This window comes from Hymenobacter lutimineralis (genome assembly GCF_008271285.1).
In the GTDB taxonomy this organism is placed as follows: Bacteria; Bacteroidota; Bacteroidia; order Cytophagales; family Hymenobacteraceae; genus Hymenobacter; species Hymenobacter lutimineralis.
This window is the reverse complement of the sequence record NZ_VTHL01000015.1, coordinates 56,747-76,716: the sequence shown is the minus strand read 5'-3', so window position 1 is coordinate 76,716 and position 19,970 is coordinate 56,747. Positions and strand designations below refer to the sequence as shown.

The following is a 19,970-nucleotide window of genomic DNA, read 5'->3' as shown; positions in this document are numbered from 1 at the left end:
TTCCTACGCAAATAAGCCCGAAAAGACCAAAAACCGGCTAGGCGTGCCATCAGAGCTACCGGGTTTCCGTACTTTCGTTTTCTCCCATGTTCCGCGACGTGTCTATTGCCTCCGTTCCTGATGTGTATCTGTCGCTCCCGGCTGTGGCCGCGCGCTACCAGTTGCGGGTGCGGGTGCGGGCAGGGCAGGGCGCAGGCCCCGAGTTTCCTTTGGCCTTTGAGCCCTGGTTGTATCTCCTGCCGGCCTACCAGGAGGTAGCTTCCCCCTCGCCTATGCAATGGTTGTTTTGTCTGGAGGATGTCCATAAAAGGCAGACCATTGGCTGGCTGACGGTGTTTGCCACAGGCGCTGGTGCTGCCCGCAACGCTTATCAGGCTCCTTTTGGCGGAGTGCAACTCGCAGAAGCAGTGCCCGGCGAAGTGCTGCATCGTTTTTTGCAAGCGGCTCAGCACTACCTGCGCATGCAGGGCATCGAAACGCTGGAAATTAAATGTGCCCCCGCCGCCTATAGCCCACGTAATGCCGTGCGCCTAGCGCAAAGCCTAACAGTCCTGGGCTATGCCATACAACTGGCCGAGGTTAATTATCATCTGGATTTGACTACCTCCTTCGAGGGTGTTTTGCATCCTTCGGAGCGCCGCCGCTTGCGTAAGTGCCAGCGCGCCGGCCTGCACTTCGAGCAGGAGCCGCCCCTGCTGCTGCCCGCCGCCTACGAGTTTATCGTGCAGTGCCGGCAGGAAAAAAACCAGCACTTTTCGGTGGACCTGGCCCGGCTCCAGGCGCTGTTCCGCCGCTTCCCCCGCGACTATTTCCTGTTTTCAGTACGGGATGCCAATGGGGAATGGGCCGCCCTCACCATTGCCGTGCGGGTGAACGGGGCAGTGCTTTACAACTTTGCGCCGGCTAGCCCACGGGCTTACAATGCGTTTAGCCCGGTGGTGCTGCTCACGGCTGGTTTGCACCATTTCGGGCAGGCCAACGGCATGACGCTCCTCGACCTGGGAACGTCCATGCTGGGGCAGGAGCCCAACTTTTCGCTGTTGCGGTTCAAGGAACACTTGGGAGGCGTACCAAGCCTGAAGTTTACCTTTGGGTGCCAACCCCATTGATGCTGCGCCGCGTGTTTTCTTCTGCTCCCTCTACTGCGCCGCCGGCTGACAAGCAGCCCTCGGTGGCAGGGCGCTTCGTGCGCGGCTCGGCCGGTTCCGGGGTAGCCATTCTGGCGCGCACGGCGGGTGCCCTGGCCCTCAACAAACTGCTGGCCCTCTACGGCGGGCCCGGCGGCCTCACGCTGCTGGCGCATTTTCAGAACCTGATGGCCTTGTTTACCACCCTGCCCAACGACGGGGTGCATAGTGGGGTAGTAAAATACCTGGCTCCCCTGCGGGCCGGGTCAGGGCGGTACCGCGTCTGGTTTGGCGTCGGGCTGGTGCTGAATGCCCTGGTACTCGCGCTGGGGGCGGCCGTGCTGGCCCTGGGCCGTACGGAACTGCTCGGGGTGTTTAGCCCCTCGTGGCTGTGGGTGGCTTTGTTTGCCCTGGGCATAGCGGTGCTCACCGGGCACACCTACCTGGTAACGGTGCTGCTGGCGGCAGGGCGGCTGCGCGCCTACGTGGTGCTGACCACGCTGCTGAGCGGATTCGGGCTGCTGGCGGTGGGCGTGGGACTGGGCCTGGGCTGGTCGGTGCCCACGCTGCTGCTGGCGTATCTGCTGGGGCAGGGGCTTACACTGCTGCCGACCGTCTGGGTAGCGTTTCGCCAAGGGCTGCTGCCGCGTCTGCGCGGCCCCGTGAGCCGGCCGGCCCTACGGGAGCTGGGGCGTTTTCTGCTTATGGCCGTCAGCATTCTGCTGTTCAGCAAGGCCGTGGATTTTGCCATGCGCAGCTTGCTGATTCGCTACTTTTCCCTGGCCCAGACCGACCTGTGGCAGGCCGTAGCCAAACTCTCCGACAACTATACCATGGTTTTCTCGGCCGTGATGAGCAGCGTGTACTACCCGCGCCTGGCGGCGCTGGCGGGCCAACCCGCGGAGCTGCGGAAGTATGTGCGTACGGTGCTGGCGTTGCTGGCCCCAGTGCTGGCGCTGGGGCTGGGGGCTTTGTATGTGCTGCGCGGGTGGCTGCTGCCCTTGCTGTTTGATACCTCGTTTGCGGCGGCCGCTCCGCTGCTGGGCCCCCAGCTCCTCGGCGACTGGGCTAAGTTCATGAGCTGGCTGCTGCTGTTTCTACTAACGGCGAGGGCGCAGGTAGGCCGGTACGTGCTGGTGCAGGCACTGTCGGCGGGGGCGTATGCGGTGCTGCTGGCCGTGCTGTTGCCCCGCTATGGCCTGCTGGGGGCGCCCCTGGCCCACGCGGCCCGCTTTGGGCTGGTGCTGCTGGGCGGGCTGGTTTATTTCAGGTCTGTTTGGTGGCCGAGTCGTTATGCTTAGCCCGGTGTCCGCTCCCTTGGTAACCATTGTGGCCCTGTGCTACAATCACGCGCCCTACCTGCGCCCCGCCCTTGACTCTATTCGGGCCCAAACCTACCCGCACTTGGAGGTTATATTGGTAGATGATGCCAGCACGGACGGCAGCGCGGCTATTCTGCGGGAATACGCGGCGGCCAACCCCACCTGGCAACTGCTGCTGCTGCCCGAGAACCTGGGCAACTGCCGGGCATTCAACCAAGGTCTGGTGCGCACCCGGGGCGAGTTTGTTATCGACTTTGCTACCGATGACGTGCTGCTGCCCGAGCGGGTAGCCAAGCAAGTCGCTGCTTTCCAGCAACTGCCCGGCAGCTACGGTGTGGTGTACTCCGATGCCGAGCTGATTGACGAGCAGGGGCGGGTGATGAGGCGACACTTCCGGCGGGATAGGCAGGGCCGGATTCTGGCGCCCCGGCCGGCCAGCGGGTGGGTGTTTGCCGACGTGCTGCGCCGCTACTTTATCAGCACGCCCACCATGCTGATGCGCCGGGCCACGCTGGAAGCCCTGGGCGGCTACGATGAAACCTTGGCCTATGAGGATTTCGATTTCTGGGTACGGGCTTCCCGCGACTGGGAGTTCTACTTGCTGGATGAGGTGACCACCCAAAAGCGCCGCCACCCCCAGGCCATGTCCCGGCGCGGCTACCGCCCCCACGACCCGTACCTGGCGTCCACCATCAAAGTCTGCCAGAAAGCCTTGCTGCTCTGCCGCGAGGCTGCGGAGCGGCAGGCGCTGGCCGAACGGGTGCGCTGGGAAATGCACCAGGCCGCACGCTGGCGGAGCTTTGCCGGTGCCTGGGAGCTGTACCAGCTGTTGCACAAGCTCCGGGCAGTGCAGCTTTCCGATCAACTACTGGGCGGAGCCCTGCGCGTGCTGCGCTGGTTCTAACGGCCTGTTCTCCTGGGCAGGAGTAGACAGCGAAACCTGATATAGCTCCACGGTGCCATCCTGGGCCAACAGGCGCCGCCTTGGAAACCAGCTCAGCACGGAGTCGGGGGAGTAGCGGATGAGCTTGCGGGTGAGTTCGTCGTTGCTCAGGATACTGCGGTTGAGCAGCAGCCAGGCGTGCTGCCCCGGACCTAGTTGTACCGAGTCGCGAGCCCAGTAGCGACGGTACGAAAGGGTAGTGGGCACGCGGAAATCGTAGAAAAAGTCGTAGTTGCCAATCAGGTAGTCGTCTACCAGCACCACCCCGCCGGGCTTGCCCTGCAGGTGGTGCTGGATGAGGCGCTGCTGGGCGAAATGCGCGGAGTTGGTGGGCTTGAGCATGATGTAGGCCGGGCGCACCACCAGCAGCGCGCCCAGCACAGCTGTGGCCCCCACCGCCAGGGAAGCCGAGCCTGGGGCCAGCCAGCGCGAGAACCCCCGTAGCTGTTGCCGACTCGTCAGAAGCAGGCAGAACAAGCCCATGCCGCCGTAGAGCAGGGATACACCGTTGTGCAGCCAGGCGGCAGAGCCTAGCAGCAGGCCGCCCAGCAGCCCCGCCCCGCGGCCAGAGCGCACCAGCCGCTCCAGGCCAAATCCCGCGGCCAGACAAAGGGGCGGCAGCAGGGGAGTGGTCATGCGCGGCAACAATGAAATAGGATTGTAGTGCGCCAACGAAGTGCTGCCCCACCAGTAAAAAGCCAGCGTGCAGCCGCCCAGCGCCAGCCAGTACCGGGCATCGTTTGGCCCTTGTTCTGTAGATGAAGCGGGTACAGCAGCCCAGGCCGCTAGGAGGAAAGCTACCCCCAGGCCGCTCCCTACTAAGAAGGCTACCGGCTGCCAGGTCAGGCGCGCCACCAGGCTGGCCCGGTTGCCCGAGAGGTAGTTGCCCTCACTCAGGAAGGCGTTGGTATTCTCAATCAGATGGAGGCGGTAGAGGGCATCGTGGGTATAGTGTTGGTAGAAAAGCAGCAGCCCCGCCAGCAGCGCTCCGCCCACCAGCAGGGCCGAAAACCAGAATCGAAGATGCTGACGCCGCCACACGTCGCGCCCCAGCAACAGTAGGTAAAAGGGCAGGTAGTAGGCTATGGTTTCCTTGCTGAGCAGGGCGGCAAAGTTCAACACCGCAAACCCTGCTCCCCAGGCCGCGGGCCGGGTTTGCGGCGGTCGGCGGCCCTGCAGCAAAGCAGCGGCGCTGGCCAGGCACCAGAACATCAGAATATTATCGGGATAGAGGTAGGTGGCCAGGTTAAGGGTAAAGTAATGCAGCCCCAGCAGCAGCATGGCCCCCGCCGCCGTCACGGGGTGGCGCCGCCGGTAGAGTGCCCATAGCAACCCTGCGCACCCCAGCGTAGCCAGCAGCGGCCAGAGCGTGGTGGTGATAATCGAAATGCCGAACAGCCGGTATAGCAACGCCACCGGACCAAAAATCAGGGGGCGTTCTTTGAGGGGGTCGTGCAGTAGGCCCAGGGGGTCGGGCTCCACCCGAAAGGCGCCCGTCAGCAGCTGGTGCGCGTAGCGGGCGTAGTAATAGTCGTCCAAGGCATACAGCCCCTCGTGGGCCAGCCAGAAGAACACGGTGGTAAACAGCACCACGCCCAGCAACGCGAAGTGAGGCAGACGGAGAAAGGAGCGGTTCACACCCGCAAAGCAACCACATTCACCGGAAACCTGTACGGTAGGCAGCCCCGATTTTCTATTCCCGATTCTTCGTCCAACCTTCGCAGTCATGTTCCCGCGCTGGCCTCGTTATGTACACTCTCTGCTGTTGCCGGCGGCGCTGTTGCTGGTTACGGGCCTGCAGCTGGGATGCTACTTCGAAACCAACGACGACCTGGCCATTATCCAGCTGATCCGGGGCGTCACGGCGGCCGGCCCGGTAGGGGACTTGCACCTGTACCTGCACGGGCTAAGCTCGCTGCTGGCTTTCCTCTGCCAAACATGGCCTGCCGTGCCCTGGTACGGAGTACTGCTTTTCGGCTTGCTATACGGGGCCACGGCCCTGGCCTTTGCCATCATCGACCGGCTTCTGCGCGGGCGCGTGCCTACCTGGAAGATTACGCTGCTGCTGGTGCTGTTTTACGGTACGCTGTGGCTGGAGCATGCTCTGTGGTTTAACTACCTGCGCGTGCCGGTGCTGCTGGCAGGCTGCGGGCTGCTGTATGCCGCCCAGCGGCACGGCCAGCGCTGGGCGCAGGTGGTAGGCCTGGGTGCCTTTGTGGTAGCCTGGCTGATCCGGCCCAGCGCCGCCGATGTAGCCCTGCTGGTTGCCCTACCCGGGGTGTGGTGGCTGAGTGGGCGCCGGGCTATGCCGCTGGCAGCGGGGGCGCTGGCCTGGGCCCTGGTGGCCGGCCTAAGCGTAGCCCTGCTGCGTCTGCCCACGGAGGCCGCCTACCGCCGCCTCGACGTGCTCAAATCCAACCTCAACGACTACCAGCTCTACCAGCTCCGGCCCCAGTCGGCTGCTGACTCCCTGGGGCTGGAGCTGGCCGCCAACTGGATGCTTGCCGATTCCACGCTGGTGAATGAGGCGCTGTTTACCCGGGCAACCAAGACCGACGTCCCATTTTTTCGCCAGCACGTGGCCCCCCTCAAGCTGCGGGCTACCATCCTGCTGTTGATTCGGGACTACTTCCCGGCTTTGCTTGCAATGGCTACTCTCCTGGCCTGGGTGCTGGCGCATCCCGACCTGCGGCGGCGCTGGGAGTTCTGGCTGGCCCTGGCTGCCTGGGCAGTTTTGCTGCTGGGTTTGGGCGTAGTGCTCAAGCTGCCCCCCCGGCTGGCCTTGCCACTGCTGGACTTGGTGGTGCTCAGCGCCCTGATTTTTGTGCTGCGCGACCAAATTGAGTCGGAGCGGCGGGCCGTGCGGGCGCTGGTGCTGGTGCTGGGCATAGCGGCCTTGCCCTACGCCGTCAAGACCGGGCACCGCCGGCAGATGCTGCGCGCCGAGCAGCACCGGGGGCTGCAGCTGCTCCGGGAAATGCGCCGCCGCACGTACCCGGCCGCCGTGGTCGTCACGGACGTGCTGGAGCTGGCCTACAAAGCGCAAAGCCCGTGGCGCCGGCCTCGCCTGGGAAGCAATGTGCTGTTTATGTCCGTCACCGGTTGGTACACGGCCGATCCTTCGCAGGCTCAGTTACGTAAGCACCTCACGGGCACTACCGATGTGGTGCTGGCCCTGCAGAGCCTGGCGCGTCGTCGGGCGGCCGTGAAATGGTACCTGACACCTACTACGGCCTACTTGCTCAACAAGCAGCTCGCTTTGCGCACTGCCCCGGCCGAGCCGCAGTGGCGGCTGGTTACGCGGGAGCGGGTAGGGAGTTCCTATACGTCCGTGCCAAGGCTGTATGTAATGGCCTTACAAACGGTAAAATACCGCTAAAAGCCAAAATTTTATAGGCGGAACGGCCCGGCCTACCGCGTATGTGCTGAAAGTGAATCAATACATTTGGCGTTCGATTCCCGAACTCCCTTTTTTTCTTTACCACCATGATTGCATCGCTCACTTCCCGCGGGGAAGTGCTGCAGTATCTCGAACCTTTCCTGCGAGAGAACCTGGGTTCTTTTCTGAAAAGTGTAGAGAACAGCTGGCAGCCATCCGACTTCCTCCCCGACTCACGCCTGGATTCTTTCTTCGAAGAAGTAAAGCAGCTGCGCGAGCGGGCCAAAGACCTGAGCTACGACTTGCTGGCCGTACTCATTGGCGACACCATTACCGAAGAAGCGCTGCCCAACTATGAGGCTTGGTTTCATCAGCTGGATGACCTGGGGCGCGACCCCAACAACGGCTGGGCCCAGTGGATCCGGGGCTGGACGGCCGAGGAAAACCGCCACGGCGACCTACTCAACCGCTACCTCTACCTCAGCGGCCGCGTGAACATGCGCGAGTTTGAGGTGAGCACCCAGTACCTCATTGCCGACGGCTTCGACCTGGGTACGGCCCACGACCCGTACCGGGCCTTCATTTACACCAGCTACCAGGAAACGGCTACCAACCTTTCGCACCGCCGCGTGGGTACGCTGGCCCGCAAAGTAGGCGAGGATCAGCTCAGCAAAATCTGCGGCATGATAGCAGGTGACGAAACCCGCCACGCCCGCGTGTACAAAACCTTTGTGGAGAAAATCTTCGAAGTAGACCCCAGCGAGATGATGCTGGCCTTCGAGGATATGATGCGCAAAAAGATTGTGATGCCTGCTCACTACATGCGCGAGTTGGGCGTAGACATGGGCAAGACCTTCGGCCACTTTACCGACGCCGCCCAGCGCTTGGGCGTGTACACCAGCCAGGACTACACCGACATTCTGGAAACCCTGATTAAGGACTGGAAAATCGACCAGATTTCGAACCTGAACGGGGCGGCCGAAAAAGCCCGGGAGTACATCATGGCCCTGCCCAATCGTCTGCGTCGGGTGGCCGACCGGATGCCGGTGCCCAAGCTCGAATACAAGTTCAAATGGATTGAATAGGTCCGTTTGTACTACCTAAAAAAAGCCTGCCCCGGACTTAAGCTGGGGCAGGCTTTTTTTAGGTAGAAGGCACCTTACTTGGCCGATAAATCATCAGCGAAGGTGAGCTGCTGGAAGGTCAGCCCCGTGCCGGCCAGCTGGTACCGAACGGTGCGCTTGCCGCCGCTGGGGCAACAATTGGCGTCGGCCTCTTGAAACACGGGGAACGTGCGCAGCAATTCCCGGCCTTCAATTCGGAACTCGTCGTGGCCCTGGTAGCCCGTGGCGGCTTTACCCCGAAGTGCCGGTAGTGCCACGGGTTTGCGGCCCTGATTCATAAACTCGTAGCCAACCAACTGCCCGTAGGACCCCGTGCCGGCATCGCGCACAAACACGAGCAGCTCCGGGTACTTGTCTTCGTTCAGGTTCGTGACCACGGCATCGGTAACCGTGCCATCCAGGGCCTGGGTCGTTGTGGTTAGTTCCCGACCGTTTTTCTCGGCCCGCACGCTAAGCTGGCGGCTGCTCCCTTCTCCCGTCGTTTGCACCAGAAACCGCAGATCGTCGGCAGCCAACTCCTTGCGGAAGCTGACCGTGGTGGCGGGCGCCGTAGGCGCACTGCTCTGGCTTAGTTCCGGCGTACTTTCGATGGTGGAGCGTTGCGAGTCGCAGCTGCTGAGCAGGCAAATAAACAGGCTAGCCGAAGCAAGGCTGGCGGCGCCCCGGGCGGCGGTAGTGGTGGGTCTGAACATGCTCTTTCTACCGCGGCAGCGGGCCCCGGGTTGCGCTAGGCCACTACCTGCACGCCTTTCCAGAAAGCCACCCGGCCTTTGATCTGCTCAGCGGCGGGCTTGGGGTCGGCGTAGTACCAGGCGGCGTCCTTGTTGAGCTCCCCATTTACGCGCACCGAGTAGTAGCTGGCCCGGCCTTTCCAGGGGCAGGTAGTACCCGCAATGCTGTCTTCAAAATATTCCTGCTTCAAGGAATCAGCCGGGAAATAATGGTTGTTTTCAACGACCACAGTATCATTGCTTTCCGCGAGTACGGTGTTGTTCCAAATAGCTTTCATGGGGGATTGGAAAGAAGGTGAATCGGTAATGAGCGAGGCGGTAGTAGCCAGAGTAATCGGCTGCACCAAGGCAGCCTCACAACTAAAATCGGCCCCGCGTTGTTCTAAGTGCTCATTCTTTTGAATTATGTCCGCAGGCTTTCGTTTTCGGGATTTCACGCCCGAGGAGTCGTCCGAAAAAGGATTCGACTCCCTCTTCAAGATATTTATGCAGCTCGTCACCATCACCAGCGGCGACGTGGCCGAGGCCTTGTCGTGGCTGAATGAGTTGGACAAGCAGTACGGCCTCACCGACAACGAGTACGGCATGGGTGACTTCATCGAAGACCTCAAGAAGAAGGGCTACATCGATGAGAATCCGCAGGAGCCGGGGGCGTTCAACATCACGGCCAAGAGCGAGCAGAACATTCGCCGCTCGGCCCTGGAGGAAATCTTCGGCAAGCTCAAGAAGTCGGGCACGGGCAACCACCGCACGCCCCACACCGGGCAGGGCGACGAGCAAAGCACCGACATGCGCGAGTTCCGCTTCGGCGACTCCCTCGACCAGATTTCCATGACCGAGAGCATCCGCAATGCCCAGCTCAACCACGGCCTGGGCTCGGGCGAGTTCATGCTCACGGAAGGCGACCTGCAGGTGCGTGAGAACGAGCATAAGTCGCAGACCAGCACGGTGCTCATGATTGACATTTCGCACTCCATGATCTTGTACGGGGAGGACCGCATCACGCCCGCCAAGAAGGTGGCCATGGCCCTGGCCGAGCTGGTAAAGCAGAAGTACCCCAAGGACTTCCTCGACGTCATCGTGTTCGGCAACGACGCCTGGCAGATTGAGGTGAAGGACCTGCCCTACCTGCAGGTGGGCCCCTACCACACCAACACCGTGGCCGGCCTAGAGCTGGCCCTGGACCTGTTGCGCAAGCGGAAGACGGCCAACAAGCAAATCTTCATGATTACCGACGGCAAGCCCACCTGCCTGAAGGAGCCCACCGGCTACTACAAAAACTCGTTTGGGCTGGACCGCAAAGTCGTGAACAAAACCCTGAACCTGGCCGCCGCCGCCCGCCGCCTCAAGGTGCCCATCACTACCTTCATGATTGCCGACGACCCGTATCTGCGCCGCTTCGTGGAGGAATTCACCGAAGTAAACCAGGGCAAGGCCTACTACTCCTCGTTGAAAGGTCTGGGTCATATGATCTTTGAAGACTACAAGCGCAACCGCCGCAAGTCCCTGTAGCCGCAGTGGCCAAGGAGCGGCGTTGCTCAGAAGATACTTAGCTTCTTAGCAGCGTGACGGTTAGCAGAAAAGCCGCCGAAGGTTTGTTACTTCGGCGGCTTTTTGTGTCTCCTGCACCTATGAAACGTTATTGCTATCTGCTCCTGCTGGCGTGCGGTTGCACCATGGCACGCCCGGCCGCCGTGCGTACCGCCCCTGCGCTGTCACCGCCTACGACTGCTGTAGTGCGCGGCACTATCCGCAATGTAGCGCCCAACGATACTGTGCGGCTGTGGCGCAAAGAGCCTGACCAGCTCCAGCGTACCCAGCTCAAATTTCCAGTCGCCGCCGACGGCTCGTTTGAAATGCGTCTGACGGGCCTTACCGAAGCCTTTGATGCGCAGCTGGGGATGGGGAACTCCCTCACGGTATACCTCAGCCCCGGCGACTCGCTCACGCTCACCGTCGACCGGAAAAATCTGCTGGAGACCTTGCGGTTTAGTGGGCGAGGGGCTCACGTCAACAACTACCTCACCCAGGCCCAGCGCCACTTTGACTACGATTTCGGGAACCTACCCGAAAGCCAGCACGGGGCGGCTACGCCCGCAGGGTTTGTGCAGCTTGCTGATGCCTACCGCCAGCGCCAACTCGATACGCTGGCTTCCTGGCAGGCCAAAGCGCCGTTGCCTGCGGAGTTAGTTGTCCTGCGTCGGCAGCTGCTCGATTTGCAGCGGGGCTTGTCCATGCTGCGCTATGCGGGCAACCAGAAAGGGCAGGCGCAGCAGGAGCCTACGCTACCAGCCGGCTATTTTGATTTCCTGAAAATGATGCCGCTGCCCGCCGAAGGGATGTGGGCTGCTCGGCCAATTTTTATGCAGACGCTGGCTTTTTTCCACGGCGCCTACAGTTACTTGTTTTTGCTGCCGCCTTCGGGTCAGCTAGCCTCAGCCCCCGGCCTGCCGGAGAAGCTGTATGCACGGGCCACGGCCGACCTGGGCGAAACCCCTTTACGCGACCAGGTAATAGGGGAGTTGCTGATGGGCCAGCTCTACGACCATCCTACTACTACCCGCGAGGCGGTAGGGAGCTTGCTGCCCACGTATTTTGCCCGCACTCAGGATTCTATGTATGTGCGGAATGTGCGCCTTGCCTGGCAGACTACGGCAGGCCTGCAAACTGGCCAGCCGGCTCCCGCTTTCAGTCTGCGCAGTGCTCAGGGAAAAACTGTTTCGTTGGCCGACTTCAAGGGCAAAGTCATCTACCTTGACTTCTGGTACAGCAGCTGCCGCCCCTGTTTGGCCGAAGCGCCTGCCGCGGAGAAACTTAAAAAGCAGTTTCTGGGCCGCGACGTAGTGTTTCTGTACATCTCCGTGGACCGCAAAGCCGAGGAATGGCAGCAGGCCATCCGCAAGTTTGCCCTCGCCAGCCCCAACAGCGTACACCTGCTCGACCCCGGTGCCTCCAATGCTGCGTCGGCCTACGGGGTAAGCAGCTTCCCCAGCTACTGGGTTATCGGGCGCGACGGGCGCATCTGGCGCGGGGCGGCTCCCCGGCCTTCTTCTGGTCCGGAGGTGGTAGCGGTTTTGGAAAAGGCTTTAGCCAATGAAAGATAACAGGCGTCCCTAGCGGCAGCCTTAGCCATCCAAGATGGTGCGTCTGCCTGCCGCTGCCCCGTGCTGCCCGCCTCATCACGTCAGTCTGCTTCGTTCCTGCAAGCAGAAAACGGCGGCCCCCTCTTCCACCAGAAGGGCCGCCGTTTCAATTCCGTGGCGTATGGTTTTCCCTAACGCGTAGCCACGGCAGCTGTAGTTCCCAGGGCAGGAACGTTGTTTTTAAGGGCCGGCACGGTTTGCAGATAGGCGTAAATAGCCTTGGCCTCATTCTCCTCCATCAGGGAGAACTTGGGCATGGGCGCGTTCAGAGGCCCGTGGGGCGAGAGGCCAAACCGCACGGCCCGCACAAACTGCGCTTCTGTCCAGTCGCCGATACCGGTTTCCGGATCGGGGGTGATGTTGCGGCTGAGAATGGGCTGGCCCTTGGGCGTGGTTAGCTCGTTGCCGCCGCCCATATACCCGTCCGATTTCTCGGGCTCCAGGTCGTTGTTGGTTTTAAAGTCCTTGCTGTGGCAGTCATAGCACTTGTAGCGCCCCATTACCAGGTAGCGGCCGTAGGCGACGGCATCGGTGGTCGGCGGGGCTACTACCGGCATCGTGGGCAGGGGCGTGGGCTTCATCACGGTATGGGTGAGGGCCTTCAGCAGAAATGAAGGCTCCTGCGCGTGTGAGGGAGTAGGGTTGGCCTGCACCTGGGCGTCGGGGGAGTGGAGGTAGGCAATGACGCTGTAGACATCCTCGTCCGACATATGCACGAAGTTGGGCATCACCCGTTGCCGTCCGTCGCGGCCGATGCCCGTGCGCAGCATGCCGACCAGCTCGGCATCCGTCCAGGCCCCAATGCCGTGCTGCTTGTCTTGCGTAATATTAGCCGAGTACACCTTCCCGAAAGCCACCGGCATATCATCCAAGGGCTTGCCCGTGAGGGCGCCGGTCGTGCGGTTCAAATGGCAGTCGGCGCACATGGAGTTGACAATTTTCTGCCCCTGCGCTACCCGCACCGGCGTGTAGTCGATTTTGGCTACCAGGGGCTTGGGGGCGTCGTAGGAAGGTATGCCGCTTACACTCACAAATGCCGCGGCGCAGGCCACCAGAAAGAATACCCCGGCCACGGTAAAGCCCAGGATGCGAAAGATTTTTTTCATAGCTCGAAAAGGGAAAACAGAGGCGGAATTCAGGATAGCAAAAGTAGCGGCGGGCTATACGCGGGGCACTCGCATGATGATGTGAGACGCGGCGTTAGCCCTGGTAATGCGGCTGCACGGAGGGTTTGGCAGCAAGTAGCAGGGCCGGCTGGCGCGGAATTATGCGCTGGCGGGATTTAAAGAAGGCCGGCTCCACAAGGTGGCGAGTAGCTGGCTTGGCAGCAGGCCGGAGCCCGGGTACTGCCTGGGCCCGCAGGCCAGGCAGTGGGTAACGGGGTAGCCCGCGCAGACTGGCAAACATGGCTGCGTATGCGGCCAAAAACAGGGCGGCGGCGAGGCCATAGCTGATGAAGAGGAAAAAGGTTTTCATAGCAGGAAGAAGAGGCGTGAAGTGTTACAAAGGTAAGCCGCACGACCCTGCGTGTCACTCGCATAAGCATGTGATGGGCAGGCCATAACGACAAGCGGGCACCCCCATGAATGAGGGTGCCCGCTTGGGTATGAGCTAATAAGAGATGGGCCGGACGCGCCACTTTAGTCTGTCCTGCTTCATCTGGCGCCCGCGGAGTCGAAGCATCTCTCCCGCTTCGTTGAATGATGCTGGCCGAGTGCTTCGCTCAACAGGAAGATTAGTGCCGTAGTCTTGTAACAAATAGTCCCTACCGGGCGGCTACGGCGCCTTTGTCCTCGGGGGTGGCGTTCTGCAGCTTAGGCACCGACTTCAGGTAGGCATACAGTGCCTTTACTTCCTCATCGGCCAGTTGGGAGTACTTGGGCATGGGGTAGTTCAGCGGCCCGTGCGGCGACATTCCGAATTTGATGGCCTGCGCGAACTGCGCTTCGGTCCAGTCGCCCAGACCGGTTTCGGCGTCGGCGGTGAGGTTGCGCGACACTACTTCCTGGCCCTGCAGGTTCAGTAGCTTGTTGCCGCCGCCCAGGTAGCCTTCCGATTTTTCGGGCTCCAGGGGGTTGTTGCTCTTAAAGTCTTTGCTGTGGCACTCGTAGCACTTGTAGCGGCCCACTACTAGGTAGCGGCCGTAAGCCAGTGCATCGGTGGGGGCGGGGGTAGCCACGGCGGCCGTGGGCATGGGGGTAGGCTTCATCACCGTGTTGGTAAGGGCCTTCAGCAGAAACGAAGGCTCCTGCTCGTGTGAGGGCGTGGGCGTAGCCCGGGTCAGGGCGTTGTCGGAGCGCAGAAAAGCCAGCACACCCTGCATATCCTCGTCCGACATAAGCGCGAAACTGGGCATAATCACGCGGTAGCGCCCGTCACGACCGATGCCCGTGCGTAGCAGGGTCGTCAGCTCGGCATCCGTCCAGGCCCCAATGCCGTGCTGCTTGTCCTGGGTGATGTTGGCTGAGTACACCGCGCCAAAGTCCGGCGTCAGGTCGCGCAGCTTCTGGCCGGCCAGCGTGTTGGTTTCCGGGTTGCGGTGGCAGTCGGCGCAGGTGGCCAGCACAATCTTTTCGCCCAGGGCCACCTGCGCCGCCGTAGCAACCGGTGCCGGGCTGACAGGAGCCTTAGGCACGTCGTACGAAGGAATGCCCCGGGCTTGTACGAATACCACAAAACCCGCCACTGCCAGCACCACCACGGCCACCAGGCCGCCAATAATTTTGAAGAATTTTTTCATGAGAAATGAAGAATAGGGAGTATTAGCAAGTATAGATATTTTAGGGCGGTAACGACAAGCTTTTGCGGGCTATTTCTGCCTGAAAATGTGAGCAGTAGGGGCGGAACTGGTCCCCGCCCGGCGTGCGGGCTAGTTGCAGTGCCGTGCAGCGGCGGGGTGGGTGCCTCACCCAGATAAACGAGGTAGGGGCGGGGCTCGTCCCCGCCCGGCGTCTGCGCCACGCGGCTATACCCGGGCAATGTGGCGCATACGGCGGGCAGGCGCAAGCCCCGTCCCCACAACCATCGGCCCCCTACTTTCTGAACCTCCGCCCCCCTTTGCCGGTTATGTTACGCAGGAAGCTCGAATTCCCTTACCTATCTCGATGAACCACGACCATATACGCACCCTGGGTGCCCTGAAGCAGTCCGGCTACCAGCCCCGCAGCGTGAAGCAGGAACTGCGCGACAATCTGATTACCAAACTCCGTTCGAAAGAAGACGTGTTTCCCGGCATCTTCGGCTACGAAGAAACGGTGATTCCGGAGCTGCAGCGCGCCATTCTGGCCGGGCACCACATCAACCTGCTGGGCCTGCGCGGGCAGGCCAAAACCCGCATTGCCCGCCTCCTGGTGGGCCTGCTCGATGAGTATGTGCCGATAGTAGCCGGCTCCGAGCTCAACGACGACCCCCTGCAGCCGCTGTCGGTGTTTGCCAAGAACCTCATTGAGGAGAAAGGCGACGACACGCCCATCAGCTGGCTGCACCGCGACGACCGCTACACCGAGAAACTGGCTACCCCCGACGTATCGGTGGCCGACCTGATTGGCGACGCCGACCCCATCAAAGCGGCTACGCTCAAGCTGCCGTACTCCGACGAGCGGGTAATTCACTTCGGTCTGATTCCGCGCGCCCACCGGGGCATTTTCGTCATCAACGAGCTGCCCGACTTGCAGGCCCGCATTCAGGTGTCGTTGTTCAACATCCTGCAGGAAGGCGACATTCAGATCCGGGGCTTCAAGGTGCGGCTGCCCCTGGATATCCAGTTCGTGTTCACGGCCAACCCCGAGGATTACACCAACCGCGGCTCCATCGTGACCCCGCTCAAGGACCGCATCGACGCCCAGATCATCACCCACTACCCCAAGAGCCTGGAAATCGGGAAGCGCATCACCAAGCAGGAAGCCCGCATCCGCGAGGAGCAGCGCGGCCTGGTGACTACCAACGAGGTAGTGTACGACCTGGTGGAGCAGATTGCCATTGAGGCCCGCTCCTCGGAATACGTGGATGCCAAGTCGGGCGTGTCGGCCCGCCTTACCATCTCGGCCTACGAGCAGGTAATTGCCGGGGCCGAGCGCCGCGCCCTCATCAACGGCGAAGCCAAAACCTACGTGCGCGTGGGCGACTTCATCGGGGCGGTGCCGGCCGTGACGGGCAAGGTAGAGCTGGTGTACGAGGGCGAGCAGGAGGGAGCCGGCATCGTGGCCGAGAAGCTCATGGGCAAGGCCATCCGCACTCAGTTCCTGCAGTACTTCCCCGACCCCGAGAAAGCCAAAAAGCAGAAAGACAAGCCCAACCCCTACAAGCCCGTGCAGGACTGGTTTGGTGCCCACACCATCGACCTGCTGCACGACGCCTCCGATGAGGACTACCAGAAGGTGCTGGGCGTGGTGCCCGGCCTGCGCGAGCTGGTGCAGCAAAGCGTGCCTACGGAGCTCACCCAGGAAAACGCCGCCTTCTGGATGGAGTTTGCCCTCCACGGCATGGCCGAAATGAGCCTGATTTCCCGCAACCGCCTCACCGCCGGTGCCCAGTTCAAGGACCTGCTCAGCAGCATGTTCACCATGCCCAACTTCGGCGGCGACGATGACGATGATGACGAGGACTACCAGTCCTCGAAAAAGCGCAAGCGGAAGTAGCCTCTATGTACCCCGCCAACCGCTTCGGTAACTAACAGTGTCCGTGCTGTAGCTATTTCACCTTGTCCGAAGGCACAACGGGGACCTATGAAATCTGCCCTGTCTGCTTTTGGGAGGATGACTGGTACCAGCTGGAGCACCCGTTGGATGGCGGCGGGCCGAATCGGGTTGGGCTGATAGAGAGCCGCCGGAACTTCCAGGAGTTTGGCGCTATGGAAAGAGAGTTCTTGCGGTTTGTCCGGCAACCTAAGCCTGAAGAATTGCCAGATGCTTAACGTTGAAACGCCCCGCGTATCGAAAGATGCGCGGGGCGTTTCAATTCCGCCATGTGTTGTGGCTGATGACAGGCAGCGTCGAAAGTCCGCCTAGCCGTTGCACTGCGTGAGGGGGCTTTTGCCTAGACACCGCCGTGCGCAAAAAGCTTTAAAGGTCTATATACAATACTGCTACCTTAGCCGCCGCCAGTTGCGCGGGTAGTATAAAAGCCCGGTGCCTTGGCTAACGTAGTAGCAATAGTGCAGGATCTGTAAAAGAACCAATTCAATGAGAGCAGGAACGGTCGTCGCCCTCACCGCTGTAGTTGTCAGCTTCCTGGCATGCACTTCCGGAACGCAGACAACTCCAAAAGCCAGTAAAATGCCCATAACCGGTACCTGGCAGCTTGTTAACAGAACCGTTATTGAGAAGGGAGACACGGTAACCACCACCGTCAGCAAAAACGAATCTTTTATCAAAGTCATCAATGACACCCATTTCGCCTTCTTACAGCATGACTTAAGCAAAGGCCAGGATTCAGCGGCGGTGTTTGTGGCGGGGGGCGGTAGGTATTCCCTTAACGACAGCCTCTACCGGGAGCACCTGGAGTATTGTAGCGCCCGCAACTGGGAGGATAATGATTTTGCCTTCACCCTCTCGTTACAAAACGATACTCTCACGCAAAGTGGGGTGGAGAAGGTAGCCAGCGCCGGTGTAGACCAGATTAACATTGAGCGCTACGTGCGGGTGAAACCCTAGCGGCTACTTGTGTCCGAAAATTCATTTCGAACTCGTTGACCGTCATGCTGAGCGAAGCCGAAGCATGACGGTCGAATAGATCTGAACAACTTTGCAGACACAGCCTTCTAAAAAAGCCCCGCGTACCAAAAGTGCGCGGGGCTTTTTGCTTTTTGGGCAAGGAGGCTTAGTTCTCGCTCACCACAATTTTCTGAATCTCGTCGTTGGCCTTGATCTGGTCGATGACGTCGATGCCTTCCACTACTTTGCCGAAGCAGGTGTGGTTGCCGTCGAGGTGGGCCGTATTGTCGCGCGAGTGCACGATGAAGAACTGGGAGCCCCCGGTGTTGCGGCCGGCGTGGGCCATGCTCAACACGCCACGGTCGTGGTACTGGTTGCCGCCTTTCAGCTCGCAGTCAATTTTGTAGCCGGGGCCGCCGGTGCCGGGCGTGCCCTTGGCGCCGTCGCGGGAGTTGGGGCAGCCACCCTGCACCACGAAGTTCGGGATGACGCGGTGGAACTTCAGGCCGTCGTAGAAGCCCTGCTTGGCCAGGTCGGTAAAGTTTTTAACGGTGTTGGGCGCGTCCTGCTCGTAGAACTCGACCTTCATAACCCCTTTGCTCGTGTGAATTTCGGCGGTTTTCATGGAGGGAAGAATAGAAGTGAATGCCCCAGGCCAAAGCGGCGGGGCCAGGCAAAGGTAGCCAATTTGGCGGGCCCACATCCGGCCTCTGGATGCGTGCGTAAGTGGGGCGCTAGTCTATCTTCGCCCAACAAATGCGGGCAGTTCCCACTTTCCTTTTCCTCCACCTAACTCGATTTTTTCGATGAAGAAGACCTTACGAAATGCGGCTATGGCGTTTTGCGCGGCTGGCAGCGTACTACTCACCAGCTGCGGTACCGATCAGCCCGCCACCGAAACCACCGAGCCCACGGGCATGACCCTGCAGGACTCGGCTGCCATGAGCACCGACTCGGCCCGGATGGGCAAGCCCCAGGGTGTAGAAGTAGGTGGGGCCCGCATGACGCCCGATAAGGATATTGTAGCTAATGCCGCTAACTCCAAGGACCACACAACCCTGGTAGCGGCCGTGCAGGCCGCCGGCCTGGCCGAAACGCTCAAAGGCGCCGGCCCCTACACCGTGTTTGCACCTTCCAACGCGGCCTTCAATAATCTGCCCAATGGCGCTGTAGCGGGCCTGATGCGTCCCGAAAGCAAGGAAAAGCTGCAGGGCGTACTCAAATACCACGTCATTCCCAGCCGCATCATGGCCGCCGACCTCCGCGACGGGCAGCAGCTAACCACGGTGAATGGGGAGAAAGTGAAAGTCTCCGTGAAGGATGGCAAGGTCATGATCAACAACGCCACCGTCACTATTCCCGACGTCGTGTCGAGCAACGGCATCACCCACGTCATCGACCAGGTACTTCTGCCGCCGGCCGAATAAGTAGAATGGGTGAAGTTGTCATCCTGAGCGCAGCGAAGGACCTTCTCACGGTTGCACGAGTCGTTGTTACCGATTTCGTTCTAACGTGAGAAGGTCCTTCGCTGCGCTCAGGATGACAACCATACTCTTCCTCCATTCACTCTATTCACTCATTGTTCTACTTCCGGTTGTCGTCGCCTTGCTGCATGCTCACGTAGCTATCGTAGCGGGGCAGCGCAATGCGGCCCTGGTCTACGGCCTCGCGCACGGCGCAGCCGGGCTCGTGCAGGTGCTGGCAGTTGTGGTAGCGGCATTGGTTGAGCAGGGCGCGCATTTCCGGGAAGTAGTGGGCCAGCTCGCCGGGCTTCATATCCACCAGTCCCAATTCCTTGATACCGGGCGTGTCGATGAGGTAGGTGCCGGGTCGCACCTCCAGCATTTCGGCGAAGGTGGTGGTGTGGACGCCCTTATCCGAAAACTCGCTGATTTCGGCCGTCTTCAAATCCAGGTCGGGTACCAGCGCATTGATCAGGGTGCTTTTGCCCACCCCGGAGTGGCCTGAGAGCAAGGAAACCTTGCCATCCAGCAGCGCATCGATGTCGGCTACACCCTGGCCGGTGTGGGCCGAGCTGCGCAAGCTGGGGTAGCCCACGCGCAGGTACATACCGGCAATCTGCTCCTGGTAGTCGAGCAGGTCCTCGTCGTAGAGGTCTACCTTGTTAAAGATGAGGGTGACGGGAATGTGGTAGGCCTCGGCGGTAACCAGAAACCGGTCGATGAACCCAAAAGATGTAGCCGGCGACACCAGTGTGACGACCAAAAGGGCCTGGTCGAGGTTGGCGGCAACAATGTGGGCGTGCTCGGTCTTGTGCACCGAGCGGCGGATGATGTAGTTGCGGCGCGGCTCGATGTGGTGAATCACGCCCGCGCCTTCGGTTTGCTCCTCCACGGTAAAATCTACCTGGTCGCCCACCGCCAGCGGGTTGCTCACCTTCAGCCCTTTGTGCTTGAATTTGCCGCGCAGCCGGCAACGGTGCAGCTGCCCCGTGCTGGTTTCGCGCACCACATACCACGAGCCGGTAGATTTAACGATGGTTCCCGTCATGCGGTGAAGGAGTCAGTGGGTAAATGAGTGAATGGGTGA

At 61.0% G+C, this 19,970-nt stretch carries 18 protein-coding genes and 1 pseudogene; 11 read left to right on the top strand and 8 right to left on the bottom strand.

All coding sequences use genetic code 11. From position 1 onward, the window contains the following. The first annotated feature begins 86 nt into the window (after positions 1 to 86). From FY528_RS14250 to FY528_RS14245, 3 genes are read left to right on the top strand one after another with little or no spacing between them, the layout of a single operon-like run. Positions 87 to 1,109 carry a GNAT family N-acetyltransferase gene (locus FY528_RS14250; protein ID WP_149071704.1) on the top strand — a complete coding sequence of 341 codons (1,023 nt, stop codon included), beginning with the start codon at positions 87 to 89 and terminating at the stop codon, positions 1,107 to 1,109. Continuing rightward, on the top strand, positions 1,094 to 2,428 hold the full coding sequence (locus FY528_RS21280; protein ID WP_222931822.1) for an MATE family efflux transporter: 1,335 nt from the start codon (positions 1,094 to 1,096) through the stop codon (positions 2,426 to 2,428). Before FY528_RS14250 ends, FY528_RS21280 begins: the two co-directional genes overlap by 16 nt. Before the next feature lie 4 nt (positions 2,429 to 2,432). Continuing rightward, entirely contained in the window at positions 2,433 to 3,353 is a 921-nt protein-coding gene (locus FY528_RS14245) for a glycosyltransferase family 2 protein (protein WP_187632128.1), read from the top strand. Here FY528_RS14245 and FY528_RS14240 read toward each other — a convergent pair. After that, the gene (locus tag FY528_RS14240) at positions 3,315 to 5,030 is read right to left on the bottom strand and encodes an ArnT family glycosyltransferase (protein ID WP_187632127.1); all 1,716 of its coding nucleotides are present in this window, start codon (positions 5,028 to 5,030) and stop codon (positions 3,315 to 3,317) included. The two genes, FY528_RS14245 and FY528_RS14240, sit on opposite strands and share 39 nt — an antisense overlap. Before the next feature lie 88 nt (positions 5,031 to 5,118). Here FY528_RS14240 and FY528_RS14235 point away from each other — a divergent pair, with 88 nt between their 5' ends. Next, positions 5,119 to 6,771 carry a hypothetical protein gene (locus FY528_RS14235; RefSeq protein WP_149071701.1) on the top strand — a complete coding sequence of 551 codons (1,653 nt, stop codon included), beginning with the start codon at positions 5,119 to 5,121 and terminating at the stop codon, positions 6,769 to 6,771. 107 nt (positions 6,772 to 6,878) lie between these two features. After that, positions 6,879 to 7,856 (top strand): acyl-ACP desaturase, encoded by a 978-nt coding sequence (locus FY528_RS14230; protein ID WP_149071700.1) that lies wholly within the window; start codon positions 6,879 to 6,881, stop codon positions 7,854 to 7,856. A gap of 74 nt (positions 7,857 to 7,930) precedes the next feature. Here the strand turns inward: FY528_RS14230 and FY528_RS14225 are convergent, their stop codons facing one another. Together FY528_RS14225 and FY528_RS14220 are read right to left on the bottom strand one after the other, a co-directional pair. After that, on the bottom strand, positions 7,931 to 8,587 hold the full coding sequence (locus tag FY528_RS14225; protein WP_149071699.1) for a hypothetical protein: 657 nt from the start codon (positions 8,585 to 8,587) through the stop codon (positions 7,931 to 7,933). 35 nt (positions 8,588 to 8,622) lie between these two features. Next, positions 8,623 to 8,904, bottom strand: coding sequence for a DUF427 domain-containing protein (locus FY528_RS14220; RefSeq protein ID WP_149071698.1), 282 nt, complete (start codon positions 8,902 to 8,904; stop codon positions 8,623 to 8,625). Between the two features lie 127 nt (positions 8,905 to 9,031). Between FY528_RS14220 and FY528_RS14215 the strand changes: the two genes are divergently transcribed. Together FY528_RS14215 and FY528_RS14210 are read left to right on the top strand one after the other, a co-directional pair. After that, positions 9,032 to 10,138, top strand: a complete 1,107-nt coding sequence (locus FY528_RS14215; protein WP_149071697.1) for a vWA domain-containing protein — start codon at positions 9,032 to 9,034, stop codon at positions 10,136 to 10,138. Positions 10,139 to 10,257: 119 nt separating this feature from the next. After that, the gene (locus FY528_RS14210; RefSeq protein ID WP_149071696.1) at positions 10,258 to 11,730 is read left to right on the top strand and encodes a TlpA family protein disulfide reductase; all 1,473 of its coding nucleotides are present in this window, start codon (positions 10,258 to 10,260) and stop codon (positions 11,728 to 11,730) included. A 170-nt stretch (positions 11,731 to 11,900) separates the two neighbouring features. On the opposite strand, the gene FY528_RS14205 is transcribed toward FY528_RS14210, so the two are convergent. From FY528_RS14205 to FY528_RS14195, 3 genes are all read right to left on the bottom strand, one after another. Beyond that, entirely contained in the window at positions 11,901 to 12,875 is a 975-nt protein-coding gene (locus FY528_RS14205; RefSeq protein WP_149071695.1) for a c-type cytochrome, read from the bottom strand. Positions 12,876 to 12,969: 94 nt separating this feature from the next. Continuing rightward, entirely contained in the window at positions 12,970 to 13,245 is a 276-nt protein-coding gene (locus FY528_RS14200; RefSeq protein WP_149071694.1) for a hypothetical protein, read from the bottom strand. 289 nt (positions 13,246 to 13,534) lie between these two features. After that, the gene (locus tag FY528_RS14195; RefSeq protein ID WP_149071693.1) at positions 13,535 to 14,509 is read right to left on the bottom strand and encodes a c-type cytochrome; all 975 of its coding nucleotides are present in this window, start codon (positions 14,507 to 14,509) and stop codon (positions 13,535 to 13,537) included. Positions 14,510 to 14,873: 364 nt separating this feature from the next. Between FY528_RS14195 and FY528_RS14190 the strand changes: the two genes are divergently transcribed. The 3 genes and pseudogenes from FY528_RS14190 to FY528_RS14180 all read left to right on the top strand — a co-directional run bounded on the left by FY528_RS14190 (position 14,874) and on the right by FY528_RS14180 (position 17,420). After that, the gene (locus FY528_RS14190; RefSeq protein ID WP_149071692.1) at positions 14,874 to 16,406 is read left to right on the top strand and encodes a sigma 54-interacting transcriptional regulator; all 1,533 of its coding nucleotides are present in this window, start codon (positions 14,874 to 14,876) and stop codon (positions 16,404 to 16,406) included. Positions 16,407 to 16,453: 47 nt separating this feature from the next. Beyond that, positions 16,454 to 16,681, top strand: a pseudogene (locus tag FY528_RS21820) (CPCC family cysteine-rich protein); the annotation flags it as partial. Positions 16,682 to 17,042: 361 nt separating this feature from the next. Continuing rightward, positions 17,043 to 17,420 (top strand): hypothetical protein, encoded by a 378-nt coding sequence (locus tag FY528_RS14180; RefSeq protein ID WP_262384004.1) that lies wholly within the window; start codon positions 17,043 to 17,045, stop codon positions 17,418 to 17,420. Positions 17,421 to 17,586: 166 nt separating this feature from the next. Here the strand turns inward: FY528_RS14180 and FY528_RS14175 are convergent, their stop codons facing one another. Next, positions 17,587 to 18,045, bottom strand: coding sequence for a peptidylprolyl isomerase (locus FY528_RS14175; RefSeq protein WP_149071689.1), 459 nt, complete (start codon positions 18,043 to 18,045; stop codon positions 17,587 to 17,589). Positions 18,046 to 18,226: 181 nt separating this feature from the next. Between FY528_RS14175 and FY528_RS14170 the strand changes: the two genes are divergently transcribed. After that, positions 18,227 to 18,847 (top strand): fasciclin domain-containing protein, encoded by a 621-nt coding sequence (locus FY528_RS14170; RefSeq protein WP_149071688.1) that lies wholly within the window; start codon positions 18,227 to 18,229, stop codon positions 18,845 to 18,847. A gap of 157 nt (positions 18,848 to 19,004) precedes the next feature. On the opposite strand, the gene rsgA is transcribed toward FY528_RS14170, so the two are convergent. Continuing rightward, positions 19,005 to 19,931, bottom strand: coding sequence for a ribosome small subunit-dependent GTPase A (rsgA, locus tag FY528_RS14165; RefSeq protein WP_149071687.1), 927 nt, complete (start codon positions 19,929 to 19,931; stop codon positions 19,005 to 19,007). Between the last annotated feature and the right edge of the window lie 39 nt (positions 19,932 to 19,970).

Excerpts from the sequence above, each read along its gene's own strand:
- FY528_RS14250 (WP_149071704.1), top strand. The coding sequence starts at position 87 with ATGTTCCGCGACGTGTCTATTGCCTCCGTTCCTGATGTGTATCTGTCG.
- FY528_RS14170 (WP_149071688.1), top strand. The coding sequence starts at position 18,227 with ATGAAGAAGACCTTACGAAATGCGGCTATGGCGTTTTGCGCGGCTGGC.
- FY528_RS14215 (WP_149071697.1), top strand. The coding sequence starts at position 9,032 with ATGTCCGCAGGCTTTCGTTTTCGGGATTTCACGCCCGAGGAGTCGTCC.
- FY528_RS14205 (WP_149071695.1), bottom strand. The coding sequence starts at position 12,875 with ATGAAAAAAATCTTTCGCATCCTGGGCTTTACCGTGGCCGGGGTATTC.
- FY528_RS14195 (WP_149071693.1), bottom strand. The coding sequence starts at position 14,509 with ATGAAAAAATTCTTCAAAATTATTGGCGGCCTGGTGGCCGTGGTGGTG.
- FY528_RS14180 (WP_262384004.1), top strand. The coding sequence starts at position 17,043 with ATGCCCATAACCGGTACCTGGCAGCTTGTTAACAGAACCGTTATTGAG.
- FY528_RS14210 (WP_149071696.1), top strand. The coding sequence starts at position 10,258 with ATGAAACGTTATTGCTATCTGCTCCTGCTGGCGTGCGGTTGCACCATG.
- FY528_RS14230 (WP_149071700.1), top strand. The coding sequence starts at position 6,879 with ATGATTGCATCGCTCACTTCCCGCGGGGAAGTGCTGCAGTATCTCGAA.
- FY528_RS14190 (WP_149071692.1), top strand. The coding sequence starts at position 14,874 with ATGAACCACGACCATATACGCACCCTGGGTGCCCTGAAGCAGTCCGGC.
- FY528_RS14225 (WP_149071699.1), bottom strand. The coding sequence starts at position 8,587 with ATGTTCAGACCCACCACTACCGCCGCCCGGGGCGCCGCCAGCCTTGCT.
- rsgA (WP_149071687.1), bottom strand. The coding sequence starts at position 19,931 with ATGACGGGAACCATCGTTAAATCTACCGGCTCGTGGTATGTGGTGCGC.
- FY528_RS14235 (WP_149071701.1), top strand. The coding sequence starts at position 5,119 with ATGTTCCCGCGCTGGCCTCGTTATGTACACTCTCTGCTGTTGCCGGCG.
- FY528_RS14220 (WP_149071698.1), bottom strand. The coding sequence starts at position 8,904 with ATGAAAGCTATTTGGAACAACACCGTACTCGCGGAAAGCAATGATACT.
- FY528_RS14200 (WP_149071694.1), bottom strand. The coding sequence starts at position 13,245 with ATGAAAACCTTTTTCCTCTTCATCAGCTATGGCCTCGCCGCCGCCCTG.
- FY528_RS14175 (WP_149071689.1), bottom strand. The coding sequence starts at position 18,045 with ATGAAAACCGCCGAAATTCACACGAGCAAAGGGGTTATGAAGGTCGAG.